Source organism: Halovivax sp. (assembly GCA_007119345.1).
GTDB lineage: Archaea > Halobacteriota > Halobacteria > Halobacteriales > Natrialbaceae > Halovivax.
Genome location: SKPV01000158.1, coordinates 1 through 17,725, shown reverse-complemented (window position 1 = coordinate 17,725; position 17,725 = coordinate 1). Strand labels below are relative to the sequence as shown.

Sequence of the window (17,725 nt, the reverse complement as noted above, 5' to 3'; positions counted from 1 at the left end):
TTCGAACCGTCCGGGTCCGCGCGGGGGATCGGTCACTCTCCGTCGGCCTCGACTTCGGCACCCTCCGCTCCCTCCTCGTCGACCTCGGGCTCGGGTCTGGTCAGCCGGGCCTTCATGATCCGCGTGTTCTCGACCTCTTCGACCTCGATGCGGACGCCGTCGAAGGTGATCTCCTCGCCCTCCTCGACGAGCCGGCCCGCGCGGTTGAAGATGAAACCGGCGATCGTCTCGAACTCCTCGCCCTCGGGGAGTTCGATCTCGAGCGCCTCGTTGACGTCCTCGATGTTGACCTCGCCGCGGACGACGACCGTCCGGTCGTCGACCTCCTCGATGGGCTCTTCCTCGCCGCTCTTCAAGATCTCGCCGACGATCTCCTCGATCATGTCTTCGACGGTGACCAGCCCCTCGGTGGTGCCGAACTCGTCGATAACGATCGCCATGTGTAGCCGGTTTTCGCGCATCTCGGTGAGCAGTTCGTCGACGTTTTTCGACTCGGGGACGTGCAGGGTGGGTTCGATGAGATCCTCCAGCTCGAGGTCCTCCCGGTCGTTCTCGCCGTAGTTGAGGTCGCGAACCAGGTCGCGGATGTGGACGACCCCCAGGATGTTGTCCAGACTCCCCTCGTAGACGGGGAGCCGGGCATGCCCGCTCTGGATGCTGGTCTCGATCGCCTCGTCGACGCCGGCGTCTTTGGGGACCGCCGTCACGTCCAGACGCGGCGTCATCACCTCCTTGACGATGGTGTTGTTGAAGCGGAAGATGCGGGTGAGCATCTCGTGTTCTTCTTCCTCCAGGACGCCCTCGCGCTCGCCCGACTCGATCATCTCCTGGATCTCGTCGCGGGTGACGTACGGCGTCTCGATCGCCCCCGTCGAGCCCGTCACCTTGTTCACCTGGCGGGTGAGGTAGTCGAACAGGACGACGAGGGGTAACAGGAGGTACTCCGTGGCCTTCAGGGGTTTCGCGATCCGGATCGCCCAGGACTCGGTGTTCTCGACCGCGTAGGACTTGGGCGCGCTCTCGCCGAACAGCAGGACGATCGCCGTGATGCCGAACGTCGCGATCAGGACCCCGAGCAGGCCGCCGAAGTGGAGCGACAGCACGGCCGTCGCGATCGAGGACATGGCGATGTTGACGATGTTGTTCCCGACGAGGATCGTCACCAGCAGCCGGTGGGGATCGTCCTTCAGCGCCTTTACCCGGTCGGCGCCGGCGACGTCCTCCTCGACCATCCCCTCGACGCGGTGTTTCGGGAGCGCGAACATCGCGATCTCCGAGGAGGAGAAAAAGCCCGACAGGAGGATGAGCACGGCGACGGCGAGGGCGCCCAGTATCGTCACCGTCGACTGATCGACCTCGAACCCCACGAGCGGGAGCTCGTACGTCGCCAGCGCGACCTCGATCAGCGGAGACACGACCATTGACTGCCTGACGTTTGCACTCGGGGCGATTAACGCTTGCCACTTCTCGGCGATCCCGGGGGGTGACGACAACCGTTTTCCGACCGTTTCCCCAACGGACGGGCATGACCGAGACCGCCGACGGCGAGGCGCCGATCACGTTCTACCGGCTTCAGGGCTGCCCGTACTGCGAACGGGTCACCCGAGTGCTCGAGGCGTACGACCGCTCGTACCGCTCGCGGTTCGTCGAACCGCTGCACTCCCGGCGAAACGTCGTCAAACGCGTCGCCGGCGTCCGCACCGTCCCCGTCATCGTCGACGAGAACACGGGCGTCACGATGGCCGAGAGCGCGAACATCGTCTCGTACCTCGAGGCGACCTACGGCGAGGACGGAGCCGACGGGGAACCGGCCGCGACCGATGTCGCCGGGCCCGGCAACGAGGCCGAGGCGGACGGAGGTGCGCGCTGAATGCCCGACTTCGACGTCGTCGACCTCGGCCCGACGGACCACGTCGCCGAGGGGGAGACGGCCCCCGACTTCACCCGACCGCTGGTCACCGACGAGTTCTGGGAGGACCGCACCCTCGCCGACCTCGCCGCCGACGGCCCCGTCGTGCTCGTCTTCACGACGATGGTCGGCGCGTTCGTCGCGGAGTACGTCCTGACCGAGCTGCGCGATCGCGGAATCGGGGCCGAGGCGGTCGGTGGCGAGGCCGACGCGTCCCCGGACCCGACCGTCCTCGCGGTCTCCATCTCCAGCCCCTACGAGATCTCCCGGTTCCTCGACGAGAAGGAGATTCCCTACGGCGTCTTCAGCGATCCGGCGAACGACGTCGCCGAGACCTACGGCGTCGTCCACGACCTCGACGGGATGGCGGGGATCGCCGAACCGCGACCGGCGATCTTCGTCCTCGACGAGGATCGAACCGTCGAGAGCGCCTGGGTTGGGACGGAGTGGCCCGAGTTCCCGGATTACGACGAGCTCGAGGCCGCGCTCGCGAACCGCTAGTCGGTCGCGGGAACGCCACCTTTTTCGCTCCGATCGCCCGATCCACGTCCATGGGAACGATCCGGGACGCCGCGGACGCGATCGCCGACGGCGAGCTCGTCGTCTACCCGACCGAGACCGTCTACGGACTCGCCGCGGACGCCCTCGACCCGGCGGCCGTCGAACGCGTCTTCGAGGTGAAAGACCGGGACCGGTCGAACCCCGTCTCGCTGGCCGTCCCGTCCGTACCGACCGCCTTGGAGCACGTGCGCGCGACCGACCGCGAACGGCGGTTCATGGCCGCGTTCCTCCCCGGCCCCGTCACCGTCCTCTGTCGGCGCCGCGAGTCGGTTCCGGACGAACTCACCGCGGGCCGCGAACGCGTCGGGGTGCGCGTTCCGGACCACGACCTCGCGCTCCGGCTGTGCGAGCGCGCCGGGCGACCGATCACCGCGACCAGCGCGAACGTCAGCGGGCGGCCGAGCGTCCGCCACGCCGACGACGTGGACCCGGCGGTGCGCGAGGCGGCCGCGGTCGTCCTCGACGGCGGCGAAACTGCCGGCACCGAGAGTACCGTCGTCGACGTCTCCTCGGGGACGGTCCACCGCCGCGGCGCCCGCGCCGACGAGATCGAACGCTGGCTCGCGGCGAACTGAGGAGATCGAACGCTGGCTCGCGGCGAACTGAGGAGATCGAACGCTGGCTCGCGGCGAACCGAGGCGACCGCGCCCGCCGGGCGTCGACCCCACCGATCGGCGGCTATCCCCGTCCGAGTAGCGAGCGCAGCGTCCGCGTTCGGACGCCGCACTTCGGGGCGTACTCGCAGGCGTCGCACTTCGAGCGATCGCTCGTCCGCGGCGGCGGCCCGTCGATCTCGCGGACCGTCCGAAGCGTCCGGCGGTAGCGGGCCTTCCGACGCGTCGTCAGTTCGACCCGGCGAACGACGCCGTGGGCCGGGTACTCCACGTACGCGTGGTCGACGGACGTCGCTCGCTCCCGGGCCAGCGCCTTCGCCGCGGCGACGGCGTGGATCGACTGGGGCTCCCAGACGCCGCGCTCTGGCGGACGGCCGGTCGACACGATCGACGGCGCCGGCGGATCGGCGAGCACCTTGTGGATCACGCCTCGACACTCGCGGCCGGTCGCCAGCACGTCGCGGCCGTCCGGCTCGCAGAGCTCGTTCCAGCGCGAAACTGTTCTCCGCACGCGCGCGAGCCGCGCCTGGTAGACGGCCGGGTCGACCTCGATCGGCGCCTCGGCGAGCGTCAGGTGATCGGCCGCGAGCGACGCCTCGTACCGGAACGCGAGCTCGCGGACGCGCTCGATCCCCGTCGGCGGCTCCCGATCGCCGCTCGTCCGGTCGTAGTAACACTGGCGCGGACAGTACGCGGCCGAACGCAACTCGGCGAAGGTGATCAGGGACACGGACCCGCCTGGCCGCCCCCTGGTAGAAAAACCTTCAGAACGAGACGTCGGTCTCCATCCCCTCGGTCGCGTCCTCGAGGCCGTCCTCGCGGACGTCGGTCGTCATCCGTCCGGCGATGTCGGCGTCCGCCAGGATGCTGTCGAACTCGTCTCGGTAGCGGTCGTTGGCCGCCCGCGACTCCGCCGTCGCCGCGGCGACCTCCCGGTAGCGTCGGATCTCGTCCGCGGAGACGCCGTACTCCTCGGCGAGCGCGGCGTCGTCGGCCTCCGGTTCCCGGATCGCCGCGAGGTCGACGCCGTCGGCGTCGTCGTCGCGGACGAGGTGCACCGATAGTCGGGCCGAGAACACTTCGTCGGCGTCGGCGCCGAGTTCGTCGGCGATCTCGTCGTCGGACTCGCCGTCGTAGAACAGCGTCGCGAGCTCGATCAGCTCGTCGGTCGCGAACGGCGTGTCGAACCCGTAGCGCTCGCGCATCTGTTCGATGACGCTCTCCAGGCGCTCCTCGACCGTCCGCTCGTCCTGCTCCAGCGAGCCCCGTCCTTCCTCCTGGGACTCCGTGACCGTCTCCTCGTCGGTCACGTTGGTGAAAATCTCCCGCAATTCCTCGGTTTTCTCGTTCATGGGTGGCTACTCGCGACATGCGGCTATTTAAGCCTGTTGCCAGATACCGTCGGCTGAACCGTCACCTGCGGCGCCACGATTCCCGCCCCGCGGCCGGCCGACCTCGCCGTCCGCGCGATCGCTCGTTCGTCGACGATTGTTGACAGCAGTCGCCCGCGACGAGTCGTGGAGCGTATCGGCGCCGTACTCGCCCGCGTCGAATCCGAGGAGGTGTCGGCGACGGAGACGGTCGGTCGCTCTAGTACCACCGCAGTTCACGACGATTTATGAGTGATGGGGACCGTAGGGAGTTGCAATGGCGCAAGCGGGCAACGTCGAACTGATCGACGCCTTCGAGCAGTTCTTCCGAAACTACTACGACGCCGAGATCAAGGAGCTCGCACGGCGCTACCCGGCGGAACAGCGCTCGCTGCACGTCGACTTCGACGATCTCTACCGGTACGACCCGGACCTGGCCGACGACTTCCTCGCCCAGCCCGAACAGCTCCGGGAGTACGCCGAGGAGGCGTTACGACTGTACGACCTCCCGATCGACGTCTCGCTCGGGCGCGCGCACGTCCGCGTTCGAAACCTCCCCGCCACCGAGTCGCCGGAGATCCGCGAGATCCGCTCGCGACACATGAACTCGCTCGTGGAGGTCCACGGGATCGTCCGCAAGGCCACCGACGTTCGGCCCAAGATCGAGGAAGCGGCCTTCGAGTGCCAGCTCTGTGGCACCCTCTCACGCGTGCCGCAGTCGACCGGTGACTTCCAGGAGCCCCACGAGTGCCAGGGCTGTGAACGCCAGGGTCCGTTCCGCGTCAACTTCGACCAGTCCGAGTTCGTCGACTCCCAGAAGCTCCGCATCCAGGAGAGCCCGGAGGGCCTCCGCGGCGGCGAGACGCCCCAGTCGCTCGACGTCAACATCGAGGACGACATCACCGGCGAGGTGACCCCGGGCGACCACGTCTCGGCCACGGGCGTCCTCCGGCTCGAACAGCAGGGCAACCAGCAGGATCCCTCGCCCGTCTTCGACTTCTACATGGAGGGGATGTCCGTCGAGGTCGACGAGGAGCAGTTCGAGGACATGGACATCACCGACGAGGACAAGCGGGAGATCGTCCGCCTCTCGGACTCGGAGGACATCTACGAGCGGATGGTCGACTCCATCGCGCCCTCCATCTACGGCTACGAGCAGGAGAAGCTCGCGATGATGCTCCAGCTGTTCTCCGGAGTCACCAAGCACCTCCCCGACGGCTCGCGGATCAGGGGCGATCTGCACATGCTGCTGATCGGTGACCCGGGTACTGGTAAGTCGCAAATGCTGTCGTACATCCAAAACATCGCCCCGCGCTCGGTGTACACCTCCGGCAAAGGTTCCTCGTCGGCAGGACTTACCGCCGCTGCGGTCCGCGACGACTTCGGTGACGGCGACCAGTGGTCGCTCGAGGCGGGCGCGCTCGTGCTCGCCGACCGGGGGATCGCCGCGGTCGACGAACTCGATAAAATGAGACCGGAGGATCGAAGTGCTATGCATGAGGCACTCGAACAGCAGAAAATCTCAGTTTCTAAAGCAGGAATCAACGCCACCCTGAAGTCCCGCTGTTCGCTGCTGGGCGCCGCGAACCCCAAGTACGGGCGGTTCGACCAGTACGAGCCGATCGGCGAGCAGATCGAGCTCGAGCCGGCGCTCATCTCGCGGTTCGACCTCATCTTCACGGTCACGGACCAGCCCGACGTCGAGAAGGACCGCAACCTCGCCGAGCACATCCTCCGGACCAACTACGCGGGCGAGCTGACGACCCGGCGCGAGGAGCTGAACTCGCTGGACGTCAGCGTCGAGGAGATCGAGGAGATGACCGGCTCGGTCGACCCGGCGATCGACGCCGACCTCCTCCGCAAGTACGTCGCGTACGCCAAGCAGAACTGCCACCCGCGGATGACGGTGGAGGCCCGCGAGGCGATCCGGGACTTCTACGTCGACCTCCGGTCGAAAGGCGTCGACGAGGACGCCCCGGTGCCGGTCACGGCTCGCCAGCTCGAGGCGCTCGTCCGGCTCGCGGAGGCGAGCGCTCGGATCCGGCTCTCGGACACGGTCGAGCCCGAGGACGCCGAACGGATCATCGAGATCACCAGGGCCTGTCTGCAAGACATCGGCGTCGACCCCGAGACGGGCGAGTTCGACGCCGACATCGTCGAGGCCGGCACCTCGAAGTCCCAGCGAGACCGGATCAAGAACATCAAGATGCTGATCGCGGACGTCGAGGAGGAGTACGACGACGGCGCGCCGATCGACGTTGTCCTCGAACGAGCCGGCGAGATCGGCATGGACGAGTCGAAGGCCGAACACGAGATCGACAAGCTCAAACAGAAAGGCGAGGTTTACGAGCCGAAGACCGACCACCTGCGGACGACGTGAGGAGGGCGGATCGGCCGTCCGCTTCCCCTGTCAGCGACCTCGCTCTCGGTCCCACGCCGCCTCGCCGGTCGTATCGGGTTCAGCGTCGGAGACCCGACTTTCCGGGATCGGTGTCGAGCAATCGATCGACGCGACGCTTCGATTCGGCCTCGCCGATCTCGCCACGGACGTACCGCTCTCGCGGCGTTTCGAGCGCGTCGACGGTGTCGGCGTCCGCGCTGGTCCCGGCGTCGCGGGACGGTCCGCTCGGCGTCGTCTCCGTGGCTCGCCCCATCGCTTCCACCTCCTCGAGCTAGGCCTCGGTTCCGAGCGCGCCCGCGGGTATCGCGACGGCCAGAACGAGCAGCCGGCCGACGACGACGAGCGCGACGCCAAGCTGCCAGTTCGCGCCGACGACCGAGAGGATGGCGCGCGGGAGCGTCGCGACGGCCACCGCGGCCACCTCGGCGTCAGCGTTCCTCTAGCTCCTCCAGGCGGTGGACCGATTTTCGAATGGTCACCGGCGAGACGTCGGCGACCTCGCCGGCCTCGACTTGCGTGACCGCGCAGTCGCGCTCTCGCGCCGCGGCGTAGAGACACGCCGCCGCGACGCCGCTCGGATTTCGGCCGGCGATTGCGTCGACCTCCTCCAGCCGCTCGACGTACTCGTCGGCGAGGCGCTCCACGTCGGTGCCGAGGTCGAGCTCCGAGGCGAATCGGGGGAGGTACTCGGTCGGGTGAATCGGTCCGACCGGCAGGCCGAGCTCGCGGTTGAGCGCGCGGTAGGCCGCCTTGAACTCGGCTTCGGTCGCGACGGCCTGGGCGACGACCTCGTCGACGGTGCGAGCGACCGAGCGCGTTCGGCCGACGGCGTACACCGCCGCGGCCGAGAACCCCTCGATCGACCGTCCCCGGAGGAGGTCCTCGTCCTGGGCCGACTTGAAGAGCTGACAGGCCTGTTCGCGGGCGTCGACCGGCAGCGCGAGATCGTCGATCAGCCGTCGGATCTCCGAGAATCCAGTGACGAGGTTGCTGTCGGCTTTCGTCGCGATCTGGGCCCGGCTGTGCTCCCGTCGCATGCGCGCCAGTCGGCGACGCTTGCGGCCGGTGATGCGACCCGTCGCCTCGTACCCGATCTCGGTCGAGAGGCCGCGATCGTGACGCGATCTGGTCAGGGGCGCCCCGGTGCGTCGGCGGTCCGTGTCGTCGTCGGCGAACGAGCGCCACTCCGGTCCCCGATCGATCGCATCCTCGGCGACGACCAGGCCGCACTCTTCACAGCACGTTTCCGTCTTCACGTTCCGGAGCCGTCCGGCGCACTCCGGACAGCTCCTGCCCGCGTCCGTGTCGTCCATGGTAATAGCTGGTAGCTCCCAATCACTTTTAAACATTTTGGACGAGTTACATGACGGCACCGCGATCGACCGGGTCCGTGCGGAGCGGCCCCTGCGGCCACCACCCGAACGGCTAAGCCCCGGAGCGTGCGTGTCTCGGTATGACCATCGACGTCGTCGACCTCGACCACGTCGCGATCCGCGTGCACGACCTCGACCGAGCCCTCGAGTTCTACCGCGATCTCCTCGGGATGTCCGTCCGCGACCGGGGGCGCTTCGATGCCGGCGAAGTTCCGTACGTCGCCGTCGTCGCCGGCGGTCGTCACGTCCACCTCGTTCCGACGGACGAGGAGATCGACGTCGGCGGCGAGCATCTCTGTTTACTGGTGCGCTCGGGCGAGACGGACTCTCGCGAGGAACTCGACGCCCTCCTCGATTCGCTGCGCGAGGAGGGCATCGAGGCCGAGTCGGGCGAACCCTACGAGCGCTACGGCGCCTACGGCCGCGCGTGGGCGGCGTACGTCCGCGATCCCGACGGGCGGCGCGTCGAGTTGAAGATCCACTAGCGGTGAGCGGGGCGGCTCGTGACCGCGTCGCCGTCACGTCCGGACGAAGCGGCCCGCAGGTCGGGTCGCACCCACTCCAGGTAGTAGCGGTGGGCTGCGAGCCAACGGCCGAGATTTCCGTTTCGACCGATCGTCCCCGACCGAGTGAGTCGACCGGACCGCCCGACCCGGTGGAGGGACAGTTCCGACGGGCCGTCCGGGTCGGCGGCCTCGTACAGGACGACCTCGCGGCCCCGCCGGCGGAAACCGACGACTTTCGTTCCCTGCGCGTGGGCTCTCGCCAGCCGCTGGGCGATCCGCTCCGCGTCGCCGTCGTGACCGGCGCGTTCGAGGTACTCGCGGATTCGCGTTCGCAGCGTCTCGGCGTCGACCGTCGTCGGCTGGGACACGACTCGTTCTTCGTCGAGTTCCCGGATAAACGCCCCTCGACCGTTTCGGAAGTTTCCGATATCGCGTTCGGCTTTCGGACTTCGACGAAAGATTCCGATATTCCGGGCCTGTTCTCGAAACGCCGCGGCGGGCCCGTCGTGTGCGGCCACCGTCCCCGCTGGTGCGGCGCCGGGTTAGCGTCCCGGCCCCGTCGCTCGATTCCACTTTCACTCCGGTTGGCGTACCGGTTTATCCGTCCGGGTGGAACGCGGATCCATGAGCGTCAATCTTCACCGCGTCCTCGACGGCCTTGACGGCGAGTACGCCGGAGCGAACGGGATGGTCGACGTCGACGCGGCCGCGGACGTCGAACCCGGCGAGGCGATCACGCTGCGACTCGAGACCGACGGGCCGGGAGCGGCGCCGCGGGCCATCGCGGTCGAACTCTCGCCGTCGGAGGCGCGCTTGCTCGGCGGCCGACTGCTGGACGCGACGGAGTGATCGTCTCCGATGAACGCAGTGGCGCCGCCCTCGGAGATCACCGAGGCGGGCACCTACTGGCTGCGCAGCCGCGACGTCAGCGACAGCCAGCCGATCGGCGACGACGACTACTTCGACCGGCACGACGTCGTCCGCCCCGCGGACGTGACGACCGACGACCTTCCCCCGGCCGACTCCGAGGCGGTCCGGGAACTCGACCGGGCGGCCATCGAGCGCAAAAAGTTCATCGGCAAGTGGCAGGTGACCGGCACCGCGGCGGAGATCGACGCGCTCTGGCCCGACGTCGTCGACGACGCGGCCGAGGGAATTCTGTGGGCGGCGAAGGCGATGACCGCGTTCGGCCGCGAGGAACTCCCCTACGACGAGTACCAGATCGCCGTCTACACGCCGAACTACCTCGACGGCGACGACGTCGACCGCGTTCGCGAGCGGCTGCGCGAGGCCCACGACGTCACCCGCGAGCTGTACTACAAGCCGGACCTGTACACGGCCGAGGGGATGGGGCCGGACAACTACGAGGAGTGGGGTCTCGCGATGCCGGCGCGCTATCGGGGCTGATCGAACCGACCTCCACCTCGCAACTCCGGCGACGAATCGGTGCCGACGCGACTACCCCGTATACTCGCTGCCGACGACCTCGCGGATCCGCTCGGCGGTCACCTGTCCCACGCCCTCGGCCGCCTGTAGCTCCTCTTCCGTCGCGACCATCACGGCTTCCACGGAACCGAACTCGGCCAGCAGCGAGCGCGCGGTGACCGGTCCGATCTCGGCGATCGAGGCGACGACGTACTCCTGTTGCTCGCCGAGGGTCTTCGACCCCTTCTCGCCGTGAACCGAGACCTCGCGGCTCGCCGTCTCCTGCTCGCGCCCGGCCAACACCGCCAGCAGCTCGGTCGTGTCGTCCTCGCTCTCGGTCCGCAGGACGCTCGCGCCGAAGTCGACGGCCAAACTCGAGAGCGCGCCCCGTATCGCGTTCGGGTGGACGTCTCGCTGCTCGTAGAGCCCCTCGCCCTCGACCACGACGACCGGTCGGGAGTAGTGGCGGGCCATCGTGCCCACCTGCTCGAAAACCGATCGGTCCCCGCCGACCAGCGAGTCGACGAAGTCCGCGGTGGACTTGCGCTCGACGACGACGCGATCCGAGCAGACGTAGTCGCCGACGTCGAGCGTCTCGAGGCGGACCTCGATCTCCTCCCGCCGAGAGAGCTCTCGAGCGATCGTGGCGTCCATCTCCCGCTGATCCGCCACGATCTCGATCGACTCTCCCTCGCCGCTCGGGACGGGGTTGTCGTCGGGACCTGCCGCGTCCGAATCACTCCCGTCTCCGTCGGCATCTCCAGTCGAAACGGAGGGGTTGGACTCGTCACCGTCGTCGACCGACGCCGCGAAATCCTCGAGCCCAGGCTGTTCCTTCCCCCTCCCGTTTCCGGTGGAACCGCCCCGCTCAGTTCCGCTGGTCCCGCCGCCCCGCCGGGCGCCCGACGTCCCCTCGAAGGCGTCGAGCGAGCGCTGGGAGTCGTGGAGCTCGGCCTCGAGGTCCTCGGCGACGCCCTTCAGCGCGCGCAGCTCGTCTTCCATCTCCTTCTCGCGCCGTCGAGAGATCCAGAAGTACGCCTCGTCGCGGGTGTCCTCGGCCAGCAGCACGACGACCCGCCCCTCCGACTGGCGACCGGTGCGGCCCTTGCGCTGGATCGAGCGGATCGCCGTCGGCACGGGCTCGTAGAAGAGGACGAGATCGACCTCCGGAACGTCGAGACCTTCCTCCGCGACGGAGGTCGAGACCAGCACTTCGAACTCGCCGGCGCGGAAGTCGTCGAGCACCTCCTGCTGTTGGTTTTGGGTCATCCCGTCGGAGCCCTCGCGGTCGCCCTGGCCGACGAACCGGCGGGCGTCGAAGCTCCCGGAGAGAAACTCCGTGAGCGCCTCCGCGGTGTCGCGGGACTCGGTGAAGACGATCACCCGCTCGCCGCCCTCGAGGCCGAGCGTCTCGGCGAGCAGCATCCGCGTCTTGCGGTACTTCGGGTGGAGCTCGTCGAAGTTCTCGGCGCGGCGCATCGCCTCGCGGACGCGGGGGTCCGAGACGAGTCGCTGGCTGGCCTTCGACGCCCCCGACGTGCGCGCCTGGTTGCGCTGGCGCTCGAAGTACCGGCGCAGGGCCTCGACGCTCTGGGTTTCGACCAGCGTCACGGCCTGGCGCAGCTTCATCACCTCCGCGTGCGCGGACATGCCCTTGTAACCCTCCGACTGGTCGTTGTTGATGAGCTTCTGCAGCTCGGCGCGCATGCGGTTGAGGTCCTTCTGGGACTGGTCGGGGCGAGTCGACTTCGCGACGCCGAGCTCTTTGAGGCGCTCGAGGCGGTCTTCGATGACCTCGTTGAGGGCGTCCCGGATCTCGAGGACTTCGTCGGGCAGGTCGATGCGCTCCCACTCGACCTCGGTCTCGTGGGTGAACTCGGCGACGTCGGCGTCCTCGCTCGTCATCACCTCGACCTCCCGGAGCCCGAGGTTCTCACAGACCTCGAGGATCGCCTCCTCGTCGCCGCCGGGCGAGGCGCTCATCCCCGTGACGAGGGGGTCTCGCGCGTCGGCGTGGTAACGCTCGGCGATGTAGTTGTAGGCGTAGTCGCCGGTCGCGCGGTGGCACTCGTCGAAGGTCAGGTGGGTGACGTCGGCGAGCGAGAGGCGACTCCCCACCAGGTCGTTCTCGATCACCTGCGGGGTCGCCATCACGACCGTCGCGGACTCCCAGAGCGCCGCGCGGTCGTCCGGGCTGACGTCGCCGGTAAAGACGACGATCTCCTCGTCCGGCACCTGCAGCGCCTCGCGGTAGAAGTCGGCGTGCTGGGAGACGAGCGGCTTCGTCGGCGCGAGCATGAGCGATTTGCCGCCGACCTCGTCGAGTCGGCGGGCGGTCACCAACAGGCTCACCGTCGTCTTCCCCAGTCCCGTGGGGAGACAGACGAGGGTGTGATCGGATGCGGCGGTGCCCGCCAGCTGCAGCTGGTAGAGCCGCCGCTCCAGGAAGTCGCGCTCGAGGAGGGGATGATCGATGGAGGGGACGTCCTCGTCCGTCGCTGCCATTGGACGGGATTTGCCGCGGGTTCGGTTAAGGGTTCGCTTGGCGCGGCGGAAGTGAAACCGGCGACGGCGCGCGGGTGCGGGCGGGGTCGGGCGGCGAGGCTATTTCCCTGCGCACCGTCGGGTCCGCATGGACGAGACCGAACGGGGATTCGGCGCTCACCGGCCCGACCTGGCGACGATCGTCGAGGCGGTCGCCGTCGTCCTCCTCGTCAACGCCGTCGGTGCGGCTCCCGGCGTCGCTTTCGCCCCCGATTCGGCTTGGTTCCGCGAGCTCGAGAAACCGGCGTTCTACCCGCCCGAGATCGCCTTCCCCGTCGTCTGGACCCTGCTGTTCACGCTGCTCGGGATCGCGCTGTGGCTGGTCTGGCGGGCCGACGCCGCTGGGCGCGGGCGCGCCCTCGGCCTGTTCGTGGCCCAGATGGCCGCGAACGTCGCCTGGACGCCCGCGTTCTTCGGGGCGGAGTCGATCGGGACGGGCCTCGCCGTAATCGTCCTCCTCTGGGTGCTGATCGTCGCGACGATCGCGGCGTTCCGGCGCGTCGACCGCCGAGCGGCCGCGTTGATGGTCCCGTACCTGCTGTGGGTGACGTTCGCGGCGCTGTTGAATTTCGAACTGTGGCGACTGAACGCCTAGCCCGTCACCGAACGGATGCGAACCGGTCGCACGCGTCGTCGCCCGCCCCGTCTCGGCGTGCGAGCGCGGCCGCCTCACGCCGGCACGAATTCGAGGGCCAGCCACGCCAGCGCCGCCGCGTAGATCGGAATCGTGAGGTTGTCGTCGAGCACGAAGTCGCCGTAGGTCACCTTCACGCCGTCGGCGACCGTCGCTCCCAGGGCGGCGGCCAGGATCGCTTCGGGCCGCTCGTAGAGGAACGGCAGCGCGAGGAGCGCGCTCGCGAGGAACATCGTCGCGAGGGCGGGCGGGCGCTTGACTCGTCGGAGCGAATCGTCGGAGAACGCCCCGCTGATCGGGTCCGCGAGCGCCAGCATCAGCATCGCCGGCAGCGCGACCGCGGGTTCGAACAGCAGAACGACGACGGTCATGCTGACCATGTACCAGCCGTAGCCCGCGAACTGATCCCGTTCGTACTCCCTGGTGAGCTTCTCGTAGATCCACCACTCGAGACCGACCCGGAGGCGGAGCACCTCGAGGCCGATCGCGCCGAGCGCGAGCGCGATCATCAGCATCTGGAACCGCGGCCAGGTGAGCCCCAGCTCCAGGAAGTCGGCCAGCAGATAGAGGGCGACGAGGCCGGCGCCGCTCGCGTGAACCACCCGTCGCTTCAGTTCGTCGGCCATCGACCGGTCGCTCGAAGCGGGACCCCTTCAGTACGTCGATCGCCGCCGCTCCGGCGGCGCGGCCGTCGGCCCGACGGGGCCCGCTGGCCGAGCGCCGCGGGCGCGTCGACCGGCGCCCATCGTTCCGCTCAGAAGGACATGAACAGGGCCATCATGAGGATACCGACCATCCAGACGAGGCCGATGCCGGCCGCCCCCAGCGCCACGAGCAGGTCCTCCGTGCGTTCGTCCATGTGGAATCGCCGGTGAGAACGGACGCGCCGCTCGCGGGTAAGGGTTCGCCCGCGTTTTGCGGGGTGCTGACGTCGGGTCGGGTTCGTCGGCGACGACGGTGCCGACGGGACGGTCCGCCCGGGGTTACTCCGCGAGCTCGTCGAACGAGACCTCGCCCGACCGAAGCGCGGCGAGCGTCTCCGGGAGGTCGGCGATCGGGAGTCGCTTCTGGGCGGTCGTATCCCGCTCGCGGACCGTGACCGCCTCGTCGTCCAGGCTCTCGTAGTCGACGGTGACGCAGAACGGCGTGCCGACCTCGTCCTGGCGGCGGTAGCGCCGGCCGATGTTGCCCGAGTCGTCGTAGGTGACCGACAGGCCCTCGGCCCGGAGCGTCGCCGCGATCTCGCGGGCTTCCTCCTCGAGCGCGTCGTCCGACTGGAGCGGAAAGACGCCGACGAAGGTGGGCGCGATCTCGGGATCGAGTTCGAGGTAGGTTCGGGGTTCGCCGTCGACCTCGTCCTCGCGGTAGGCGTGGTGGAGGACGGTGTAGACCAGCCGGTCGACGCCGAAGGAGGGCTCGATCACGTGGGGGACGATGTGTTCGCCCGCCTCGGTCTGCTCCTCGACGGCGAAGCCCGTCTTCTCGACGGGGATCTCGCGGCGCTCGCCGTCGACCTCGACGGTCACGCCGTCGCCGTCGAAGGCGCTGCGGTCGCGGGCCGCGAGCGCCTCGAGTTCCTCGACCACCCTCCCCGCGTCGCCGCCGAACTCGGGGCCCAGGTAGCTCATGTCGGGGTCGACGACCGCCCGCTCGACGGTCTTCGGCTCGTCGTACTGCGTGAAGATCGTGAACCGCTCGTCGGAGTGGGCGTCGTGCTTCGAGAGGTCGTAGTCGCCCCGGTGGGCGAAGCCGGTGAGCTCGATCCAGTTCCCGTCGATCTCGCTCTCTGCGTCCCAGCAATCGCTGGCGTAGTGGGATCGCTCGCCCGCGAGGTGCTGGCGGAAGCGAAGGCGGTCCATGTCGACGCCGATCGACTCGTACCACTCCGCGGCGACGCCGAGGAAGTAGCCGATCCAGGGGTCGGCGATCGTTCCTGCCGCGATCGCCTCGCCGACGGTGGTCTCGTAGGCTCGGCCGTCCGCCGCATTCTGCTCGGCGGCCGGGTAGAGCGTCACCGGAACGTCCTCGACGTCGGTCAGGTCCGGTCCGTCGCCCTCGGGGTCGACGAACAGTTCGAGCTCGGCCTGGGTCAGCTCCCGGACGCGGATGATCGATCGGCGGGGGCTGATCTCGTTGCGGTAGGCCCGGCCGATCTGGGTGACGCCGAACGGCAGCGTGTTGCGGGCGTACTCCTTCAGCCGGGGGAACTCGACGAAGATGCCTTGGGCGGTCTCCGGGCGGAGGTAGCCGGGCTGGGCGTCGCCGGGGCCGATGTTGGTCGCGAACATGAGGTTGAAGTCCTCGACGTCCTGGCCCGCGAGGCCGGCGCCGCAGCTCGGACAGACGAGCTCGTACTCGGCGATGACCTCCTCGACCTCCGGGATCGGCAAGCCCTCGGCGTCCTCGTACTCGGTGTTGTCCTCGACGACGTGGTCGGCCCGATGACTCTCGCCGCACTCGGGACACTCGACGAGCATGTCGTCGAAGGTGTCGAGGTGGCCCGAGGCCTCGAAGACGGGTTCGGGCATGATCGTCGGCGCGTCGATCTCCATGTGTCCCTCACGGACGGCGAAGCGCTCGCGCCAGGCGTCCTCGACGTTGCCCTTCAGCGCCGCGCCCTGCGGGCCGAAGGTGTAGAAGCCGCCGACGCCGCCGTAGGCGCCCGACGACTGAAAGAAGTAGCCGCGGCGCTTGGCCAGTTCGACCAGCCGCTCGCTGGTGCGCGGTTCGTCGTCGGCGTCCGGGGCGTCGGTCTCACTCATAGCTCACTTTCGGGACGGTTGTCTCGCTCATGGCTCGCTTTCGGGGCGTCGGTTTCGCTCATAGCTCACTCGTAGAGCGCTCGCAGGATGTCCACGTCGCGGACGATGCCGACGAGGCGCTCGCCCGTGACGAGAGGGATCTGCTCGATGTCGTTGCTGATCATCGCCTGGGCGGCGTCTTCGACCGATCGGTTGCGGGTGACCGTCACCACGTCCGCGGTCATGAATTCGACCACGGGGCCGGCCGGCAGCTCGATGTCCCGGGTCGGGAGCGTCCGGCTGCCGACGCCCTTGATCCCCTCCCAGGACCACTCGGCGTCCTGGTCGGGGAAGTTGTTCCCGGTCGCCTCCTCGCCCTCGACGATGCGGGCGACGTCGAGGACGTCGACCTCGGTCAGGATGCCCGCCATCTCGCCCGCGTCGTCGAGGACGACGGTGTAGGGGACCTTCGCGTACGAGAGCTCGGCCTCGGCCACCACCAGCGGCGCGCCCTCGTAGGTCGTGTTGACGTTCTCGGTGGCGTACTCGCCGACGGCGGCGTCGACGGGCGCCTCGCCGCTCGCGATCGCGTGAACGACGTCCGTCACGGTGACGATTCCCTCGAACGCTCCGTCCACGACCGGCACTCGCCGCGCCCCTTTCTCGACCATCAGTCGGGCGACGTCGTCGACCGGCGTGTCGGCGGTCGTCGTCGGCACCTCCTCGTCCATCAGCATCACCAGCTGGTCCTCGTCGGGCTGGTCGATCAGCGACTGTCGGGAGATCAGGCCGCGGTACTCCGGACCGCCGTCTCCGTCGGTGACGACCGGGACGGAGGAGAACGACCGCTCCTGAATGTACTCCAGCACGTCCTCGCGGGTGCCGGGGAGGGCCACCGTCACCACCTCCTCGCGGGCAGTCATCGCGTCGGCTACCTTCATGTCCCGCCCGTACGGCTAAAATGCGTATAAAGCCAGTGCTTCGGGAGTCGGGGGCGATCGACGCCCGACCGCGTCGACCGTCCGTCCGACGGACCGGTCAGATCCGACGAGTTTATACGTTGCTGGGTGTGACCCAATACCATGGTGGTGGACCCCTTGGAACGCGCGGACTCGACCGACGACACCGTCGTCGCCTCGATCGACCCTCACGACGCCGGCGACGAGTACGTCATCGCCGACATCTCGACCGACGACGCCTGGCTCGCCATGGAGGCCAACGCGGCGCCGGCACTCTCGGCCTGGCGCTGAACCGACTGCTCGCTCGGAACCTCGGCCCCCGGATCCGAGCGCGACGATCCCGTCGAACGCGTGTGCGACACCCGTACCGAACGGTGAGCGAAGCTTACCGTTCGCGATTCCGAGGTCCTCACTCGCTGCGCTCGCGGGTCACTCCGTTCCCCGTTCGCGTTTCCGAGGATCTCACTCCGTTCGATCCTCGCTCCGCTCGTTCGGACCTCGCACCCAACACTCAATGCACCACCCGAGGTAGTGTTCCCGAGATGGCTTCCGGACCGCGCCCGCGGGGGGCGGGCGGCGACGCCGACCCGTACGGAATGGACGAGTCCGGCAGGGGAACCTTCGGCCGCATAACGAGCGCGCTCGTCCCCCAGCGGCTCGCGCGCCGGGCGCTGTCGGTGTCGGTGGC

The 17,725-nt window shown here is 68.7% G+C and carries 20 protein-coding genes; 9 read left to right on the top strand and 11 right to left on the bottom strand.

What is annotated here, in order from left to right:
- Nucleotides 1–32: 32 nt before the first annotated feature.
- On the bottom strand, nt 33–1,421 hold the full coding sequence (locus tag QZT59_RS10730; RefSeq protein ID WP_290815650.1) for a hemolysin family protein: 1,389 nt from the start codon (nt 1,419–1,421) through the stop codon (nt 33–35).
- Nucleotides 1,422–1,525: 104 nt separating this feature from the next.
- Between QZT59_RS10730 and QZT59_RS10725 the strand changes: the two genes are divergently transcribed.
- The 3 genes from QZT59_RS10725 to QZT59_RS10715 are packed head-to-tail and all read left to right on the top strand — an operon-like array spanning nt 1,526 to nt 3,045.
- Nucleotides 1,526–1,870, top strand: coding sequence for a glutathione S-transferase N-terminal domain-containing protein (locus tag QZT59_RS10725; protein WP_290815647.1), 345 nt, complete (start codon nt 1,526–1,528; stop codon nt 1,868–1,870).
- Nucleotides 1,871–2,410, top strand: coding sequence for a redoxin domain-containing protein (locus QZT59_RS10720; protein WP_290815644.1), 540 nt, complete (start codon nt 1,871–1,873; stop codon nt 2,408–2,410).
- A 50-nt stretch (nt 2,411–2,460) separates the two neighbouring features.
- Nucleotides 2,461–3,045, top strand: a complete 585-nt coding sequence (locus QZT59_RS10715) for an L-threonylcarbamoyladenylate synthase (protein WP_290815641.1) — start codon at nt 2,461–2,463, stop codon at nt 3,043–3,045.
- 103 nt (nt 3,046–3,148) lie between these two features.
- On the opposite strand, the gene QZT59_RS10710 is transcribed toward QZT59_RS10715, so the two are convergent.
- A complete protein-coding gene (locus tag QZT59_RS10710) occupies nt 3,149–3,808 on the bottom strand; it encodes a Dna2/Cas4 domain-containing protein (RefSeq protein WP_394348649.1) in 660 nt (219 codons plus the stop codon).
- A gap of 40 nt (nt 3,809–3,848) precedes the next feature.
- A complete protein-coding gene (locus QZT59_RS10705; protein ID WP_290815635.1) occupies nt 3,849–4,436 on the bottom strand; it encodes a conditioned medium-induced protein 4 in 588 nt (195 codons plus the stop codon).
- A gap of 295 nt (nt 4,437–4,731) precedes the next feature.
- On the opposite strand from QZT59_RS10705, the gene QZT59_RS10700 reads away from it, so the two are divergent.
- A complete protein-coding gene (locus QZT59_RS10700) occupies nt 4,732–6,834 on the top strand; it encodes a minichromosome maintenance protein MCM (protein ID WP_290815632.1) in 2,103 nt (700 codons plus the stop codon).
- A 79-nt stretch (nt 6,835–6,913) separates the two neighbouring features.
- Here the strand turns inward: QZT59_RS10700 and QZT59_RS10695 are convergent, their stop codons facing one another.
- From QZT59_RS10695 to QZT59_RS10685, 3 genes are read right to left on the bottom strand one after another with little or no spacing between them, the layout of a single operon-like run.
- Entirely contained in the window at nt 6,914–7,108 is a 195-nt protein-coding gene (locus QZT59_RS10695) for a hypothetical protein (protein ID WP_290815629.1), read from the bottom strand.
- An 18-nt stretch (nt 7,109–7,126) separates the two neighbouring features.
- Nucleotides 7,127–7,276 (bottom strand): hypothetical protein, encoded by a 150-nt coding sequence (locus QZT59_RS10690; RefSeq protein WP_290815626.1) that lies wholly within the window; start codon nt 7,274–7,276, stop codon nt 7,127–7,129.
- Between the two features lie 7 nt (nt 7,277–7,283).
- A complete protein-coding gene (locus tag QZT59_RS10685; protein WP_290815623.1) occupies nt 7,284–8,168 on the bottom strand; it encodes a transcription initiation factor IIB family protein in 885 nt (294 codons plus the stop codon).
- Nucleotides 8,169–8,308: 140 nt separating this feature from the next.
- On the opposite strand from QZT59_RS10685, the gene QZT59_RS10680 reads away from it, so the two are divergent.
- Complete coding sequence (locus tag QZT59_RS10680; RefSeq protein ID WP_290815620.1) at nt 8,309–8,713, top strand: VOC family protein; 405 nt, start codon at nt 8,309–8,311, stop codon at nt 8,711–8,713.
- Here QZT59_RS10680 and QZT59_RS10675 read toward each other — a convergent pair.
- Entirely contained in the window at nt 8,710–9,102 is a 393-nt protein-coding gene (locus tag QZT59_RS10675; protein ID WP_290815618.1) for a hypothetical protein, read from the bottom strand. The genes QZT59_RS10680 and QZT59_RS10675 overlap by 4 nt on opposite strands.
- Before the next feature lie 256 nt (nt 9,103–9,358).
- Here QZT59_RS10675 and QZT59_RS10670 point away from each other — a divergent pair, with 256 nt between their 5' ends.
- Nucleotides 9,359–9,583 carry a hypothetical protein gene (locus QZT59_RS10670; RefSeq protein WP_290815615.1) on the top strand — a complete coding sequence of 75 codons (225 nt, stop codon included), beginning with the start codon at nt 9,359–9,361 and terminating at the stop codon, nt 9,581–9,583.
- Between the two features lie 9 nt (nt 9,584–9,592).
- On the top strand, nt 9,593–10,141 hold the full coding sequence (locus QZT59_RS10665; RefSeq protein ID WP_290815612.1) for a putative phosphothreonine lyase domain-containg protein: 549 nt from the start codon (nt 9,593–9,595) through the stop codon (nt 10,139–10,141).
- 51 nt (nt 10,142–10,192) lie between these two features.
- Here QZT59_RS10665 and QZT59_RS10660 read toward each other — a convergent pair whose 3' ends face one another.
- A complete protein-coding gene (locus tag QZT59_RS10660; RefSeq protein ID WP_290815610.1) occupies nt 10,193–12,664 on the bottom strand; it encodes a DEAD/DEAH box helicase in 2,472 nt (823 codons plus the stop codon).
- A gap of 127 nt (nt 12,665–12,791) precedes the next feature.
- On the opposite strand from QZT59_RS10660, the gene QZT59_RS10655 reads away from it, so the two are divergent.
- Nucleotides 12,792–13,298: a TspO/MBR family protein gene (locus QZT59_RS10655; protein ID WP_290815607.1), complete on the top strand. Its 507-nt coding sequence runs from the start codon at nt 12,792–12,794 to the stop codon at nt 13,296–13,298.
- 74 nt (nt 13,299–13,372) lie between these two features.
- On the opposite strand, the gene QZT59_RS10650 is transcribed toward QZT59_RS10655, so the two are convergent.
- The 3 genes from QZT59_RS10650 to QZT59_RS10640 form a co-directional block, all read right to left on the bottom strand.
- Nucleotides 13,373–13,963 carry a dolichol kinase gene (locus QZT59_RS10650; protein ID WP_290815604.1) on the bottom strand — a complete coding sequence of 197 codons (591 nt, stop codon included), beginning with the start codon at nt 13,961–13,963 and terminating at the stop codon, nt 13,373–13,375.
- Nucleotides 13,964–14,320: 357 nt separating this feature from the next.
- Complete coding sequence (glyS, locus tag QZT59_RS10645) at nt 14,321–16,099, bottom strand: glycine--tRNA ligase (protein WP_290815600.1); 1,779 nt, start codon at nt 16,097–16,099, stop codon at nt 14,321–14,323.
- Between the two features lie 65 nt (nt 16,100–16,164).
- Nucleotides 16,165–17,019 carry a CBS domain-containing protein gene (locus QZT59_RS10640; protein ID WP_290815597.1) on the bottom strand — a complete coding sequence of 285 codons (855 nt, stop codon included), beginning with the start codon at nt 17,017–17,019 and terminating at the stop codon, nt 16,165–16,167.
- Between the two features lie 141 nt (nt 17,020–17,160).
- Between QZT59_RS10640 and QZT59_RS10635 the strand changes: the two genes are divergently transcribed.
- Nucleotides 17,161–17,328, top strand: a complete 168-nt coding sequence (locus tag QZT59_RS10635; protein ID WP_290815594.1) for a hypothetical protein — start codon at nt 17,161–17,163, stop codon at nt 17,326–17,328.
- Nucleotides 17,329–17,725: the final 397 nt, after the last annotated feature.